The organism is uncultured Campylobacter sp. (assembly GCF_937973075.1).
Taxonomy (GTDB): Bacteria; Campylobacterota; Campylobacteria; order Campylobacterales; family Campylobacteraceae; genus Campylobacter_B.
Window position 1 is genome coordinate 14379 of the sequence record NZ_CALBWL010000047.1, and the last position, 13277, is coordinate 27655.

The 13277-nt window shown below is 49.9% G+C and carries 16 protein-coding genes and 1 pseudogene; 12 read left to right on the plus strand and 5 right to left on the minus strand.

Going from position 1 to position 13277, the window contains the following annotated elements; translation table 11 throughout:
* Positions 1-97: 97 nt before the first annotated feature.
* The 7 genes and pseudogenes from Q0274_RS06235 to Q0274_RS06265 all read left to right on the plus strand — a co-directional run bounded on the left by Q0274_RS06235 (position 98) and on the right by Q0274_RS06265 (position 5927).
* The gene (locus tag Q0274_RS06235; RefSeq protein WP_298028381.1) at positions 98-1024 is read left to right on the plus strand and encodes a branched-chain amino acid transaminase; all 927 of its coding nucleotides are present in this window, start codon (positions 98-100) and stop codon (positions 1022-1024) included.
* 8 nt (positions 1025-1032) lie between these two features.
* Complete coding sequence (locus Q0274_RS06240; protein WP_298028382.1) at positions 1033-2112, plus strand: SPFH domain-containing protein; 1080 nt, start codon at positions 1033-1035, stop codon at positions 2110-2112.
* A gap of 290 nt (positions 2113-2402) precedes the next feature.
* Positions 2403-2720, plus strand: a pseudogene (gene hisI, locus Q0274_RS06245) (phosphoribosyl-AMP cyclohydrolase); the annotation flags it as partial.
* A 15-nt stretch (positions 2721-2735) separates the two neighbouring features.
* Positions 2736-3413, plus strand: a complete 678-nt coding sequence (locus Q0274_RS06250; protein ID WP_367271917.1) for a phosphoribosyl-ATP diphosphatase — start codon at positions 2736-2738, stop codon at positions 3411-3413.
* 238 nt (positions 3414-3651) lie between these two features.
* Positions 3652-4542, plus strand: coding sequence for an NTF2 fold immunity protein (locus Q0274_RS06255; protein WP_298028383.1), 891 nt, complete (start codon positions 3652-3654; stop codon positions 4540-4542).
* Between the two features lie 124 nt (positions 4543-4666).
* Positions 4667-5266, plus strand: coding sequence for a hypothetical protein (locus tag Q0274_RS06260; RefSeq protein WP_298028384.1), 600 nt, complete (start codon positions 4667-4669; stop codon positions 5264-5266).
* 133 nt (positions 5267-5399) lie between these two features.
* Positions 5400-5927, plus strand: a complete 528-nt coding sequence (locus tag Q0274_RS06265) for a hypothetical protein (protein WP_298028385.1) — start codon at positions 5400-5402, stop codon at positions 5925-5927.
* A 96-nt stretch (positions 5928-6023) separates the two neighbouring features.
* Here the strand turns inward: Q0274_RS06265 and Q0274_RS06270 are convergent, their stop codons facing one another.
* Positions 6024-6314 carry an AraC family transcriptional regulator N-terminal domain-containing protein gene (locus Q0274_RS06270; RefSeq protein WP_298028386.1) on the minus strand — a complete coding sequence of 97 codons (291 nt, stop codon included), beginning with the start codon at positions 6312-6314 and terminating at the stop codon, positions 6024-6026.
* Between the two features lie 7 nt (positions 6315-6321).
* On the minus strand, positions 6322-6465 hold the full coding sequence (locus tag Q0274_RS06275) for a hypothetical protein (protein ID WP_298028387.1): 144 nt from the start codon (positions 6463-6465) through the stop codon (positions 6322-6324).
* A 129-nt stretch (positions 6466-6594) separates the two neighbouring features.
* Here Q0274_RS06275 and Q0274_RS06280 point away from each other — a divergent pair, with 129 nt between their 5' ends.
* Positions 6595-7740, plus strand: a complete 1146-nt coding sequence (locus Q0274_RS06280; RefSeq protein ID WP_298028388.1) for an iron-containing alcohol dehydrogenase — start codon at positions 6595-6597, stop codon at positions 7738-7740.
* Between the two features lie 97 nt (positions 7741-7837).
* Here Q0274_RS06280 and Q0274_RS06285 read toward each other — a convergent pair whose 3' ends face one another.
* On the minus strand, positions 7838-8008 hold the full coding sequence (locus Q0274_RS06285; RefSeq protein WP_298028389.1) for a hypothetical protein: 171 nt from the start codon (positions 8006-8008) through the stop codon (positions 7838-7840).
* Between the two features lie 172 nt (positions 8009-8180).
* Here Q0274_RS06285 and Q0274_RS06290 point away from each other — a divergent pair, with 172 nt between their 5' ends.
* On the plus strand, positions 8181-8336 hold the full coding sequence (locus Q0274_RS06290) for a hypothetical protein (RefSeq protein WP_298028390.1): 156 nt from the start codon (positions 8181-8183) through the stop codon (positions 8334-8336).
* 20 nt (positions 8337-8356) lie between these two features.
* On the opposite strand, the gene Q0274_RS06295 is transcribed toward Q0274_RS06290, so the two are convergent.
* A complete protein-coding gene (locus Q0274_RS06295; RefSeq protein ID WP_298028391.1) occupies positions 8357-8560 on the minus strand; it encodes a hypothetical protein in 204 nt (67 codons plus the stop codon).
* Between the two features lie 44 nt (positions 8561-8604).
* Complete coding sequence (purM, locus tag Q0274_RS06300) at positions 8605-9588, minus strand: phosphoribosylformylglycinamidine cyclo-ligase (RefSeq protein ID WP_298028392.1); 984 nt, start codon at positions 9586-9588, stop codon at positions 8605-8607.
* Between the two features lie 70 nt (positions 9589-9658).
* Between purM and coaE the strand changes: the two genes are divergently transcribed.
* The 3 genes from coaE (at position 9659) to dapF (ending at position 12380) form a co-directional block, all read left to right on the plus strand.
* Entirely contained in the window at positions 9659-10336 is a 678-nt protein-coding gene (gene coaE / locus Q0274_RS06305; protein ID WP_298028406.1) for a dephospho-CoA kinase, read from the plus strand.
* 68 nt (positions 10337-10404) lie between these two features.
* Entirely contained in the window at positions 10405-11325 is a 921-nt protein-coding gene (locus Q0274_RS06310) for a tetratricopeptide repeat protein (protein WP_298028393.1), read from the plus strand.
* A 176-nt stretch (positions 11326-11501) separates the two neighbouring features.
* Positions 11502-12380 carry a diaminopimelate epimerase gene (dapF, locus tag Q0274_RS06315; protein ID WP_298028394.1) on the plus strand — a complete coding sequence of 293 codons (879 nt, stop codon included), beginning with the start codon at positions 11502-11504 and terminating at the stop codon, positions 12378-12380.
* Positions 12381-13277: the final 897 nt, after the last annotated feature.

Here is a 13277-nt window from a genome sequence, read left to right on the forward strand (position 1 = left end):
AAAATCGCACCAAATTTCAACCGCTTTTAAATTTCTTAGAAATTAATATTGTTTTAGCTAAAATCGCAGATCAAATTTTAAACAAAAGGATCAAGAAATGGCACAAATTCAAGAGGCCGAACTCATCTGGAAAGACGGCAAGCTAATCCCCTGGGCGGAGGCCACCACCCACGTTTTGACGCATTCTCTGCACTATGGAAACGCCGTATTTGAGGGCGTGCGCGCCTATAAAACCGACAAAGGCTACGCGATTTTTCGCTTGGACGAGCACACTCGTAGGCTTGAAATTTCGGCAAAACTCTGCCTGATCAAGCTTCCGTTTAGCTTCGAGCAGCTTCGTCAGGCCCAGATCGACGTCGTCGCAAAAAACCGCTTCGATCAGACCGTCTATATTCGCCCGCTAGCGTACTTCGGCTATGGCTCGATGGGCGTTTCGTCCAAGGACTGCTCGGTAAACGTCATCGTGGCAGCGTGGCAGTGGGGCGCGTATATGGGCGAAGAGGCGCTACGCAAGGGCATCAAGGCTAAAATTTCATCGTGGATAAAGCCTGCGCAATTTTCGATGATGGCAAAAGCCAAAGCGAGCGCGAATTATTTCAACTCGCAGATGGCAAATTTTGAGGCGGTCGATGCAGGATACGATGAGGCGATACTGCTCGATCCTCAGGGCTTCGTCGCGGAGGGCCCCGGCGAGTGCCTATTTATCGTAAAAGAGGGCGTCATCATCACTCCGCCGAACGACACCAGCCTAGAGAGCATTACTCAAAATTCAGTCATAAAAATCGCGCGCAGCCTGGGCTACGAGGTCCGCAGAGAGCGCATCGCTCGTGATCAACTCTATGCCGCGGATGAGGCATTTTTTACCGGTACCGCCGCGGAGGTCACGCCGATTAGCAACATCGACGGTAGGATCATCGGCAAAGGCGAGATGGGTGAGATCACGAGCCGCTTGCAAAAGGCGTATTTCGCCGCCGTCACGGGCAAAGACCCAAAATTTGAGCACTGGCTCACTTACGTTAAATAAGGACGCGCATGCCTGCGGATTTGAATGATTATTTTAATAAGAAAAACAGCGACAAAAAAGGCGGGAATTTAAATTTTAAAATTCCTAATTTTGGAGGAATGGGCAAGTTTAGCGGCGTGATTTACGCTATTATTGCGATAATCGCGTTACTCGTGATCTCAAAACCCTTTGTCACGATCCAATCGGGCGAGGTGGGGATCAAGTCAAATTTAGGCAAATACGATCCGACGCCTCTTGGCGCGGGACTTCACTTTTTCGTGCCGTTCATACAGGACGTATTCGTCGTAGATACTCGCACGCGTATCATCAACTACACCAGCAGCGAAGATATGAGCGCGGGTATCGCTACTAAAAGCGGCACCACAGGCGGTATCATCAGTAAAAACTCGCTTTCGGTGCTAGATTCGCGAAATTTGCCCGTCAGCATCGACATCACCGTGCAATACAGGCTCAATGAAGCCACGGCACCCAACACGATCGCCGAGTGGGGCTTTTTGTGGGAGGATAAGATCATCGATCCGCGCGTAAAGGACGTCGTGCGTAGCGTCATTGGCAACTATGCCGCCGAGGAGCTGCCTACCAAACGCGACGAGATCGCCAAATCGATCGACGACGGCATCCGCAAGAATATCGAAGCACTGCCGAATTCGCCCGTAGATCTGCTAGCCGTGCAGCTTCGCGAGATCATCCTGCCGGCGAAGGTAAAGGAGCAGATCGAGAGCGTACAGATCGCCAAGCAGGAGGCCGAGCGCACTAAATACGAGGTCGAGCGCGCGAATCAAGAGGCGCTTAAAAAGGCTGCTCTTGCCAAAGGTAACGCAGACGCCGTCAAAATCGAGGCTCAAGGTCGCGCCGATGCCGCTAAGATCGAGGCTGACGCGCAAGCCTACGCTAACAAAGAGGTCGCAAAGAGCTTGGATGCAAATCTTTTAAGCCTTAAGCAGATCGAGACGCAGGCTAAATTTAACGAGGCGTTGCGCGAAAACGGCGACGCGAAAATTTTCCTAACGCCGGGCGGCGCGGTGCCTAATATCTGGGTCGATACAAAAGATAAGGCGAAGCAAAGCGCCATCGAGCGGGAGAACTAAAATTTTAAGCGGGCTATGCGCCCGATTTTGCGAGTTAAATTTAATGGCGAGTTGCTCTGGGCGCATAAGCTTAACTCGTGATTTTGCGAGCCAGGCTTAGCAGCGAGCGCGAAAGCTCGTGACGAGCAGAACTCGCGCTCGTTGCGGTTTAAGTCTAGTGGTCGCTTAAATTTAGCCGCTAGATTTGTCCTTTAAATTTACGAGGCTCGCCGCTTCGTAAATTCATAACTCAAATTCCGCGTGCGGCGGCTAAATTTAAAGCGCGCGACTTCGCAAACTAAGGATCAAAGATGAAGGTAGATTGGCAAAAACTGGGCGGGCTGCTCCCAGCGATCGTGCAAGATGCGGGTGACGGCACGGTTTTGATGCTCGCGTATATGAACGAGGAGGCGCTAAGTATGACGCTGCAAACGGGCTATGCGCACTACTTCTCGCGCAGCAAGGGACGCATCTGGAAAAAGGGCGAGAGCAGCGGGCACGTTCAGCTCGTGCGAGAGGTGTTTTTGGACTGCGATAACGATACGTTGCTACTTAAAGTCGAGCAATGGGGCGGATCCGCCTGCCACACGGGCGCGCGAAGCTGTTTTTTCAAAGAGATTTCGCTGCAAAAATACGGCGAAAATGTGGGGAGCTCGAGCGCTTGCGGCGCGATAAATTTTGCAGAGCACGGCTCTGTAACCTCTCTCGTGCAGAAAAATTCCGCAAATTCCCGCGCAGAGCAGAATTCCGCTTCTTGCGACGGCTTGCAGAATTTAACCTCCAAAAATTCTACCGATTCCTGCGGTAAGCAAAATTCCGCAATGCAAAGCCCTGCTGCGACGAATTCTGCGTTCACAAATTCCGCCGTAGAGCGCAGCGAGCAAAATTTAGACGCCTCCTCGGAAAATTCCACGCTCGAAAACTCCGCAGAAAAAAGCCCGTACGGCATTTTGGACGAAATTTATCACGTCTGCTTGGATCGCAAGCTAAACGGCGAGTCCGCACTCTCCTACGTCGCCTCGCTCTACGCGAAGGGCGAAAACGCCTATCTCAAAAAGATCGCCGAGGAGGCGTGCGAGTTCGCGCTGGCGTGCAAGGACCTTTCGCGCAGCGAGCTTTACGCAGACGCCGCGCGCGAGGGCTTCGGTGAGCACAGAGCGGGCGAGCCGCGATACGACGTGATTTACGAGGGAGCGGATCTTTTATTTCACCTTCTGCTGGCACTTGCGGCGCACAATATCCACCCGGACGCCCTACTTGACGAGCTAGCACGCAGGCAAGGGCAAAGCGGCATCGAAGAAAAGCGTCACCGTGAAAAATGATGCGTAAAATTTAATCACAAAAGCACCTTTTCCGCTCGCCCGCCTTGCGCGGCGAGCTAAATTTAAAAAACGTTGCCGAAATTCTGTGCCAAATTTCAACGACGAAAGTACATTTCAACCGCGCTATTGCTGCGAAATTTAATTTTGCTGCGCGCGTAAATTCGCGCGTAAATTTAAGCGCTTGCGTAAATCGTAAAATTTCACTAAAATTTTAAAATCAAATTTTAAAGGATAGCTGATGAAGCAGATCACGATGCAAGAGGCTTTGGACGCGGTTAGCGAGCGCTACTGCAAAGGTCATCACTACGAAAACGTAGCGCTAAGCGATGAGATGGTGCGTCGCATCTGCGAGGTAAAAAGCCTCGTAAATATGGGCTTTATGGCTACGGCCATCACGGACGCGGCACTACAGCATCTAGCCATGCTACCGAAGCTTGCGTATCTGTTTTTGCAAGATAGCGATAAGATAAGCGGCGAGGGCTTTAGATACTTTGCGGAACACGCCAAGCTCGAGCACGTCGGTATCGAAAACGTTAGCATCACGGACGAGGGGCTAAAAGCGATCGTGCAAATCCCGAAGCTAAAATCGCTACGCCTGATCAATTCGCGCGTGAACTTTGCGGGGCTGCTAGCCGCGGCGGATACCAAAATCCAGTTTTATCTAGACGGCGGGCGCTTCAGCAAGGAGCAGATCACGAAATTCGAACAGGCGCAAAGAGACGCCGCAAAGAGTAAAAAGAAGCTTGATCCAGATAACCTGGCGGCGGCGCGGAGTACGCTTTTAGAATTTTTCGCGGCGATGAGCGAATGGGAGAAATTTGCCACATCGCGAATTGATGATCTGGACGACGGCGAGGTGCAGCGCAGATGTGATGAGCTCTTTGCGCGATACTGCACGCCCGTTAGGCGCAGCGGCTTCCGTCCCGAGGGCATCTCATTTTCGATGATGGAGGGCGGCACCTACGGCGGGTACGAGCTAACGGACGCCGAATGCGAGAGCAAAAACAAAATTTACATCTACGCCAAGGACGAGTACGGCTTTGCGCGCCGCTTCTTGCTCGTGCGCAAGGACGGGCGCTGGCTCGTAGATAAGTGCCAAGGCATGGACGGCAAAAACCGCGGACTGTAAATTTGAGCGCGAAATGGGAGTTTAAATTTCATCTGCGGCGCGATCGCATGGATAAAATTTAGCTTGCTGCAAGCACGATAGTAAAATTTCATCGGCGCTGCGAAAATAAAGATAAAGAGGGCAAATGAGCGGTAAAATTTCTGTGTACGACGCGCACGGCGATCAAAGAAAGGCGCGAATGAAAAGGCGAATTTTCTCCGAGCTGGGCGGCTTCGTGTTATACGAGCCTGCACTACTAGCGCGCTATCTGGATGAGCATGGACTTGTAGGCGACGACGTTCTTGCCTATTTTACGCAGACCGAGCACGGGGGCGCGGTCACAGAAGAGGGTATCGCCGTGCCGATATTGGGCGTTCGCAGCGATTATTACGATTTTGCGGTTACCGTGGGCGAGGCGGATGGGGAGATATTCGCACAAAACGAAGCGAAAATCATCTCTCACGGCTGGGTTTTTCACTCCTCGGGCACGCTAAGGATCGTCGGCATCGGCTATTTTAAAGATACGAGCCGCATTAGCGAGCAAAACAGTCTAAGCTTTAAGCTAGAGCGCGGTCGGTACCGCTTGGAAATTTTAGGCGGATACCGAGGCGCAAATTTTAGCGGCGCGCCCACTCCCCTCGGCGATACGTCTATTTTAAGCGATACGCCCGTTTTTCATTTGCGGCTTACGCCTTCCGCTGAGCCCAAATTTAGCGGTGATTTGGAAACGTCATTTTATTTTTAGCAGAATTTATAAAATTTCGCGCAAAATTTCTCTTTTTATGCGCGGCGGGCAGGCAAAATTTTATAAATTTAGCCGCATTTAACCGCTGCGCCGAGCAAAATGCTATAATCGGCGCCAAATTACGGGAGGCGAGATGGTTTTTGACGAACTTATGGACGCGCTGGCGCAAAACGGCTGGCAGATACGGCGCAGGGATGAAATTTGCCCGCCGCGGGGCGAATTTTTGGGCGGTAGATTTAAAAATTTAAGCGAAGATTTTTACAGCTTCGTTTGCTCTTTTGAGACTTTGCATGACGCTGCGGACGCCGTTTGGTTCGTATCCGCCAGGGATTATGCGTCGTCAGGCGCGGACGAGGCGGAATTTTGCTACGAAGATTTTGAAAAAGACAGCTTGGAGTGCGCGGTTAACGATGCGGAAAGAGCCGCCGTGAGCGCGTTCTGGAGCGGGTGCTTGCCGTTTTTATTTTCGGTCAGAGGCGAGCGCTGCTTCGCGGGCATCCTCACGCAGGGCGCGGACGCGGGCAAGATCATATTCGGCGCGGAACCGATCTACGAGGATGTCCTGGTCATTGCGCCAAATTTCGAGGAATTTATCGCTCTTTTCCTCGCCGTACTCACGGACAAAAGCGCCGTGAAATATCCGCTTTCTTGCTTTGCGTAGCGGCATGCGATACGAACAAAGCGGTACTGCGAGCGCGAGTAAAACAGCGGCGGGGTATGAATAAATTTTACCCTCGCGCAAAATCTGCGCCACAGATCACATCGGAGAGTAAAATTTAGCTCGATGTTTAGTAAGGCGCGAAAAAACGGCGTCGTAAATTAAACGAGCCACAGAAGTCTGCCCGCGTGGCTCTTGCCCCTCTATCTCCTTTAGCGCTTCAAGAATGTCCTCGCTTTGAAATTTAATGCTTACCGATAGAAACGGGCAGTGCTCTACCCGCCCCAAAAGCGGCAGGTCGCTTGCGCAAAGTAGGAATTTTTGCGTATCGTAGCGATACTGCTTGCCGCTAAATTCTACCATTTTACCGCCGCGCAGGCACAAGCACACGCTAGGCTCATAGATCGTCGCGTGAAGTCTGGGGCTTTCTTTGACGGTAAAAGCCGAGCGCCCCTATAGGCGTCTGAACGTGTCCGTAGGCGGAATATAGCTCGTCCGCGATCTTTGCGGCGTCTTTTAAAATTTTATTTACTTCGTTCATGCTCGCTCCTTTAAATTTATGCAGATTACACTTACATTTGCACGATTAGGCAAGGAATTTGGACTATCGTGCTACCGCAAAATTTTAAAAAAGGCTATAATTTAGCCAACTTTATTTAAAGGAGAGAAGATGACAGATTTTAGTTTTTGCAACCCCGTGAGGATAGAATTCGGCAAGGAAAAAGAAAAACATATCGGGCAGTATATGAAGGAAGCGGGCGCGAAAAAAGCTCTCGTACTATACGGTAGCGAGCGCGTGCGAAAGAGCGGTCTGATGGACGTGGTGGAGAGCAGCTTAAAGGCAAACGGTATAGAATTTGCGCAGCTTGGCGGCATAAAATCAAATCCCGTGCTAAGCAAGGTAAACGAAGCGATCAAGCTCGCCAAAGAATTTGGCGCCGATAGCGTGCTTGCTGTGGGCGGCGGAAGCGTGCTGGACTCGGCGAAAGCAGTAGCCGCAGGCGCCTGCTATGAAGGCGACGTGTGGGATTTTTTCACCGGTAAAAGTCCGAGCGCCGCGCTTAAAATTTTTGACATCATCACCCTTGCCGCGACGGGCTCGGAGATGAACTGCGGCGGCGTGGTGACCAAGGAGCAGACCAAACAAAAATACGCGATCAGCGCGCCGTGTCTATACCCAAAGGTCTCGGTCATAAATCCGCAATTGCAAGCAACCGTCAGCCGCGAGTATCTCGTATATAGCGCGAGCGACATCATCGCGCACAGCATCGAGGGGTATTTTACCGCTAGCGTCCATCCGGAGATCGTGCGAGCCTATATCGAAGCCAATATCAAAACCGTCATCCGCACGACTGAAGCTCTGCTCGCAGATCCGAGCGATTACGATGCGCGCGCCGAGTTTGCGTGGGCTGCGACGATGGCGCTAAACGGACTAACCTACGTGGGCGTGGGCGGCTTTGGCTATCCGAATCATATGATTGAGCATGCGATGAGCGCGGTCGTGGACTGCGCGCACGGAGCCGGTCTTAGCGTGGTAATGCCTGCGTGGATGAGGTGGTATAAGGATAGGAATTTAAGCGCGTTTGAGCGTTTCGCTCGTGAAATTTTTGACCTTAAAAGCGCAGATGAAGGCACAGCGGCGCTTAAAGCGTGGTTTGATAAGATCGGCACGCCGACTAGCCTCGCGCAGCTAGGCATCGAAGGCAAGGTGCTAGACGAGGTCATAGACGTAGCCGCGACAAACGCCAAAGCATGGAATATGGCGGAGCTCTACAGCCGCGAAAATATCGCTAAAATTTTAGATTTTGCAAAATAAAGCGCTAGCGCATGATAAAATTTAAATAGAAGGGGCGAGCGATCGCCCTTTTCCGAAAAGGCAGGCGGCAGTGTGGGCGCGCTAAGGATTATCCTTCCTAAAAAACAAGCGGCAGCGCGGATAGCGAGATGATCGCTTTGTATCCCTTAAGTCCGCGAGGCTCGCTGTAAGAGGGCAGAGGCGATAGTGGCGCGTCTAAATTTAAAGCGCAGGCGGTTGCGGATCGAACGCAAAATTTAGCTATGTTTGGAAGGCTAAATTTTGCCACATAATACTTGCGCCGAATTTGATGCGTAAATCTCGCAATAAATTTTACTCTGGCGCGAAGTTTTATCGCGTTTAATGGCTTTGCTTAAACGCTTTTATCCCGCGCTATCTAAAAATTCGCTCATTAAATTTTAACTCCGCTTTATATTTGTGATTGCGAAATTTGCTTTTATATGCCGCTGGTGCATTTAAATTTATCCCTCGATGCTAAGCAGATCGCCGAAAATTTCTTTACAATACTGAATGAAGCGCTTGGGAATTTTGACGCCGCAGATATCCACGGCGATGACGCTGTCTTGGATCTCAAAAACGATAAGCTCGCTAAGTGATTTTCACTGCTTTGCATCCGTTATAGCATACGTCGCCTACACTTGGCGTATAAGCCGTTGCGCGGTGCGTCTGCGTCCCCATATCGCCCGAGCTTGATCGGTCTTTGGAAAAGCAGATAGTTTTTATAGTCGTACTTATCGTCCGCAAGGCCTATCATATAATAATTCTCGGCGCTGTTTTTGGAAGCGGTCGCAATACCTGCTTTAAAATTTAGTCTAAACATAAATTCTGCTTTGGCAGAAAGCGGCAAATTTTACCGCTTCAAATTTACACGAACTGCACGCCCCAGCCTTTTACGACCTCTCCGATGACGTAGCCGTCGGTATTTGCTAGCACAAAATCAGCGTTTTCTTTTGGCGCTACGAGGATCATACCAACGCCCATATTAAACGTCCTCATCATCTCTGCCGGCTCCACTTTTTGCGCGATGATTTTAAAGATTTCGGGCGTGCGGATTGCGGCGTGTTCGATCTTTGCGCCTAGTCCCTGTGGAAATACGCGCGGCAGATTTTCCACGATGCCGCCGCCCGTGATGTGCGCGAGCGCGTGGATTTTGTCTTTTAAATTTAAAAAGTCGCCGACGTAAATCCTGGTCGGTTCCAAAAGCACATCGATGAGCGCGCGACCGCCTACCTTGTCGTCAAATTTTAGCCCCAGCTCGGCGACCACTTTGCGCGCGAGCGAGAAGCCGTTTGAGTGCAGGCCGCTGCTTGGAAGCGCGATGAGCACGTCGCCTTCGCGGACGAACTTGCTACGGTCGATCTCGTCCTCCTCGGCGATGCCCACGGCAAAGCCTGCAAGGTCGAAGTCGCCCTTTTCATACATCGAGGGCATCTCTGCCGTCTCGCCGCCGATTAGCGCGCAACGGGCGAGCTTGCAGCCCTCGGCGATGCTTTTTACGACCTCTTTGGCATCCGCGATCTCGAGCTTTGCCGTCGCGTAATAGTCGAGGAAAAATAGCGGCTCGGCGAAGTTGCAGATGAGATCATTTACGCACATCGCGACAAGATCTTGGCCCACGCCCTCAAATTTGCGCGCGTCGATCGCGAGTCGTAGTTTTGTGCCCACGCCGTCGGTGGCGCCTAGGATCGCGGGCTTTTTGTAGCCTGCGGGCAGTCTCACCGCGCCTGAAAACGAGCCGATACCGCCCAAAACGTGCGGAGTTTGCGTAGCTTTGACGAATGGTTTTATCGCGTTTACGAAGTCATTTCCCGCGTCTATATCGACGCCCGCGTCTTTGTAGCTTATCAAATTTTATCCTCCAAGATGGTATAATTTCGCAGATTTTAGCTAAAATCGAATAAAAACGCTATAAAGGCCCATCTTGAAATTTAAATACGCCGTCGTCATCACTGGCAGCATCGGCAGCGGCAAGAGCGCGGTTTGCGAGCTACTTCGTGATCGCGGATTTGAGATTATCGACGCCGATAAGATTTCGCATTGCGTTCTTGATCGCTGCGCCGCGCAGGTGGCTGAAATTTTCGGCGCGCAATACATCGTGCAAAAAGACGCGCAGGCCGAAAATTTAGGCTTGCATCCGGAATTTCGCGTTAGTTCAGGCGAGGAAATTTCGTCCGCCACCTGCGCCTCGGTGGACCGAAAAAAGCTAGGCGAGCTGGTGTTTAAAAACCCTACGGAGCTTGCAAAGCTTGAAGCGCTGCTGCATCCGAAGATAACGGCTGAAATTTTATCGCAGGCGCGGGCTTTGGAGGCAAAAGGAAAGCTTTATTTTGTAGATATTCCGCTGTTTTTCGAGGGTAAGAGGTACGAGTTTTTTGACAAAGTGGCAGTCGTTTATGCGCCTAAAGATACGCTGATCGCGCGCGTGATGAAGCGAAACGGACTAGATCATGCCGCCGCAAAGCACCGCGTGGAGCTGCAAACGGATATCGAGCAAAAGCGCGCTATAGCGGACTTTGTGATAGATAATAGTGGCGATTTTGCCGCGCTTAAGACCGCGGTGGAGAGATTTTTAAAAGAGCTAAAAGATAAAATTTAGCCCTTTGCGCGAGAACTCGTAAAATTTCTGTGCGAATTAAAATGAGACTAAAAATAAAGGAGAGAGCGATGAGGATCGGCAGTCGCGCCCAAAGCGGCGCTAAATTTCAAAATTTTAAAAGCGCACCGCTTAAAGAGCGGTTGAAATTTACGGCGCGAGCGGTTTTGCTCTCTGCGTTGTTTGCGACGGGCGCTGCGGCAGAGATCGACGATCTGAGGAAGGGCTGCGCCGCGGGGAGCGAGATGGATTGTAAAAAACTAAGCCGCGTGATAAATGAGCTACAGCGCAACTGCGACGCCGGTGGCGAGGAAAACGCGCTGGATTGCGCAAATTTGGGCTATGCATACGACTCAAATAGAAGCTTCAAGCAGGCCGCGCGCTATTACGACAGGGCGTGCAAGCTCGGCGAGCAGAAGGGCTGCGTCTATTTGGGGCTGCTCTATAACGACGGGCAGGGAGTGGCGCAGGATCGCAAGAGGGCGAATGAGCTTTTTAGCGATGCTTGCAAGAAAAACAGCAGCGAGGGGTGCGCGAGCCTTGCATACAACTATAAAAAGGGGCTCGGCGTCTATCCCGACGTGAAAAAGGCGATCGAGCTTTTGATCAAGGCTTGCAAAATGGGGCAGGTAGAGGCGTGCCATAACCTAGGGCTTAGCTACGTCCTCGGCGAAGGCGTGAAAAAAGACGCGGACAGGGCTAGGACATTTTTTACTAGGGCTTGCGAGCAAGGACACGTGGATTCATGCGTAAATTTGGGCGTTACGTATTTTAAAGGCGACGGCGGGCAAAAGGATTATGTGCTTGCCGCGAAGTATTTTAGCGAGGCGTGCGAGAATGGTGGCGAGCCGCTAGCCTGCTCAAATTTAGCGTATCAATACGAAAAGGGCTGGGGCGTAGCGAAAGATAAAAAGAGGGCACGCGAGCTTTATGAAAAGGCTTGCAAGCTCGGAAGATTTGATGCTTGCGAGCATTTAAAGGCTATGAGGTAGGCTCTAACATCAAGCGCGAAAAACGCATAACAAAATGGGCTCACGAAAGAAGATAGTTAGTAAATTGAGCCTTAGTAAAGCCTATAAATAAGCGATGCGCTTAAATTTAGATAGAAGTAAAATTTTAATAAAGCGTTAGTGAGCGTTAGTAATTTTAAAAATTTGCGAGGTAAATGATGAAAATTTCAAAATATAATGCGAGCGGAAATGATTTCGTGATTTTTACGGATTCGGTTAAGGCGGATAGATCCAAGCTAGCGCGTGAGCTATGTGATAGGCGCGATGGAGTAGGCGCCGACGGGCTCATCGTCGTACTGCCGAAATTTAACGGTATCGAGGGAATAAATTTCGAGTGGGAATTTTATAATAGCGACGGCAGCACCGCCGATATGTGCGGCAACGGCTCGCGAGCGGTATGCATGTATGCGTATGAAAATTTCTTGGCCGCGCAGAGTATGAAATTCCTAAGTGGCGCAGGCGTAATTAGCGGCGAAATTTTCGGTATTTTCGGCGGAAATTTGAGCGAGAGTATGCGCGGCGAGCTACGCAATGTAAGCTTCGGCGAGATTTTCAATCTGCGTCCTAACGCTCACGCGTTAGTAGCTAACGTCGAGGTAATGTTAACTCGTCCTAAACGCCTTGGCGAGAGCTTTGAGGAGGCAGGGCTAACGTGGTATTTTTATAACACTGGAGTGCCGCATTTGGTAACTTTTGTTAGCGATTTAAATGAGTTCAATGCCGCACTGGCCCGCGATCTGCGCGAAAAGTATAACGCTAACGTTAATTATGCGTTAGTTCAAAGTCGCCTCGCAAGCAAAATTTTAAAAGTGCGCACCTTTGAGCGCGGCGTAGAGGCAGAAACGCTTGCATGCGGTACAGGGATGGCGGCATGCTTCATCGCAGGCGTCGAAAATATGGGGCTAGCTCCCGACATCCGCGTGATACCTGCAAGCGGCGAAACGCTAAATTTGCGCTTAGGAGATGGAGGTAAAATTTACTTTCGCGGCGACGTTAGGCATACTTTCGATGGCGAATTTATCGGATACGTGGAGTAGGCAGGGGGGAATTTCGAGCCGATTTGCGCGAGAATCCGTCAAATTTTCGAGTGTAATTTATACAAAATTTCGCTTTTCACTCCGTTTTATAAAATAATAGATTTGCAATACGACAGTGAAATTTTAAAATTTTATAATGATGAAATTTTAGAATTTTTGAGGATGGTTTGCGTGAGAATTTTAATTGCGAAGTAAAATTTGCCGCTTCACTGCAAAATTTAATTCCTAAATTTCGGAATTTTATGAAATAAAATTTTAAGATTTCAGCGTGCGGAATTTTACTACTAAGTTTGGAATTTTTTGATTGAATTCTGCACTTGTATTGCGCTAATTTAGGCTTCTGTGGAATTTAAGCGTTATAGCGTTATAAAATTTACGCTCTAGCCCACTCATTCGGTTTATAAATTTTGCTGCCACCGCAAAAAATCCGCCGCCGTGTTCGCACAAGTGAAATTCTGTCGTATTTGCACGAGTAAAATCCGCCACTAATAGCAGAAAGCGCGGCATCAAGCGCAAATCCTCGACGCGGATAAAATCTATCATTGACGATAAAGGCTGGATTTGTAGATGCGGCAATTCTTGAAGTGCGGTAGAATTTACTAACGACGATAAAAGCATAGTGTGGATACGGCGAAATTTAAATTTGCGCCAGCCGAATTCTGCCGAGCCGTCATTTTGTCGTTTAAATTTTAAATTCCATCCGCGTCGGTTTCGCCGAAACTAGGCATAAAATCTAATGATTAACTCTCTGGCGAGCGCTAAAATCACGACGAAGATTGTAAATTTTAATAAAGATTTTTGTCGCATTGTGACGAGCATAGCAATGCCTAATAAAACGAGCGCAATGTCTAAAAATGTATCTTTCATACGCTTAATTGAAATTTAATCAAAATGCTA

What these genes read in the sequence shown, in the direction of transcription:
- Q0274_RS06295 (WP_298028391.1), bottom strand. Translation starts at nt 8,560, where the DNA reads ATGTTTAGACTAAATTTTAAAGCAGGTATTGCGACCGCTTCCAAAAAC.
- Q0274_RS06265 (WP_298028385.1), top strand. Translation starts at nt 5,400, where the DNA reads ATGGTTTTTGACGAACTTATGGACGCGCTGGCGCAAAACGGCTGGCAG.
- Q0274_RS06235 (WP_298028381.1), top strand. Translation starts at nt 98, where the DNA reads ATGGCACAAATTCAAGAGGCCGAACTCATCTGGAAAGACGGCAAGCTA.
- Q0274_RS06290 (WP_298028390.1), top strand. Translation starts at nt 8,181, where the DNA reads ATGCCGCTGGTGCATTTAAATTTATCCCTCGATGCTAAGCAGATCGCC.
- Q0274_RS06260 (WP_298028384.1), top strand. Translation starts at nt 4,667, where the DNA reads ATGAGCGGTAAAATTTCTGTGTACGACGCGCACGGCGATCAAAGAAAG.
- Q0274_RS06275 (WP_298028387.1), bottom strand. Translation starts at nt 6,465, where the DNA reads ATGAACGAAGTAAATAAAATTTTAAAAGACGCCGCAAAGATCGCGGAC.
- Q0274_RS06240 (WP_298028382.1), top strand. Translation starts at nt 1,033, where the DNA reads ATGCCTGCGGATTTGAATGATTATTTTAATAAGAAAAACAGCGACAAA.
- Q0274_RS06255 (WP_298028383.1), top strand. Translation starts at nt 3,652, where the DNA reads ATGAAGCAGATCACGATGCAAGAGGCTTTGGACGCGGTTAGCGAGCGC.
- dapF (WP_298028394.1), top strand. Translation starts at nt 11,502, where the DNA reads ATGAAAATTTCAAAATATAATGCGAGCGGAAATGATTTCGTGATTTTT.
- Q0274_RS06280 (WP_298028388.1), top strand. Translation starts at nt 6,595, where the DNA reads ATGACAGATTTTAGTTTTTGCAACCCCGTGAGGATAGAATTCGGCAAG.
- Q0274_RS06310 (WP_298028393.1), top strand. Translation starts at nt 10,405, where the DNA reads ATGAGGATCGGCAGTCGCGCCCAAAGCGGCGCTAAATTTCAAAATTTT.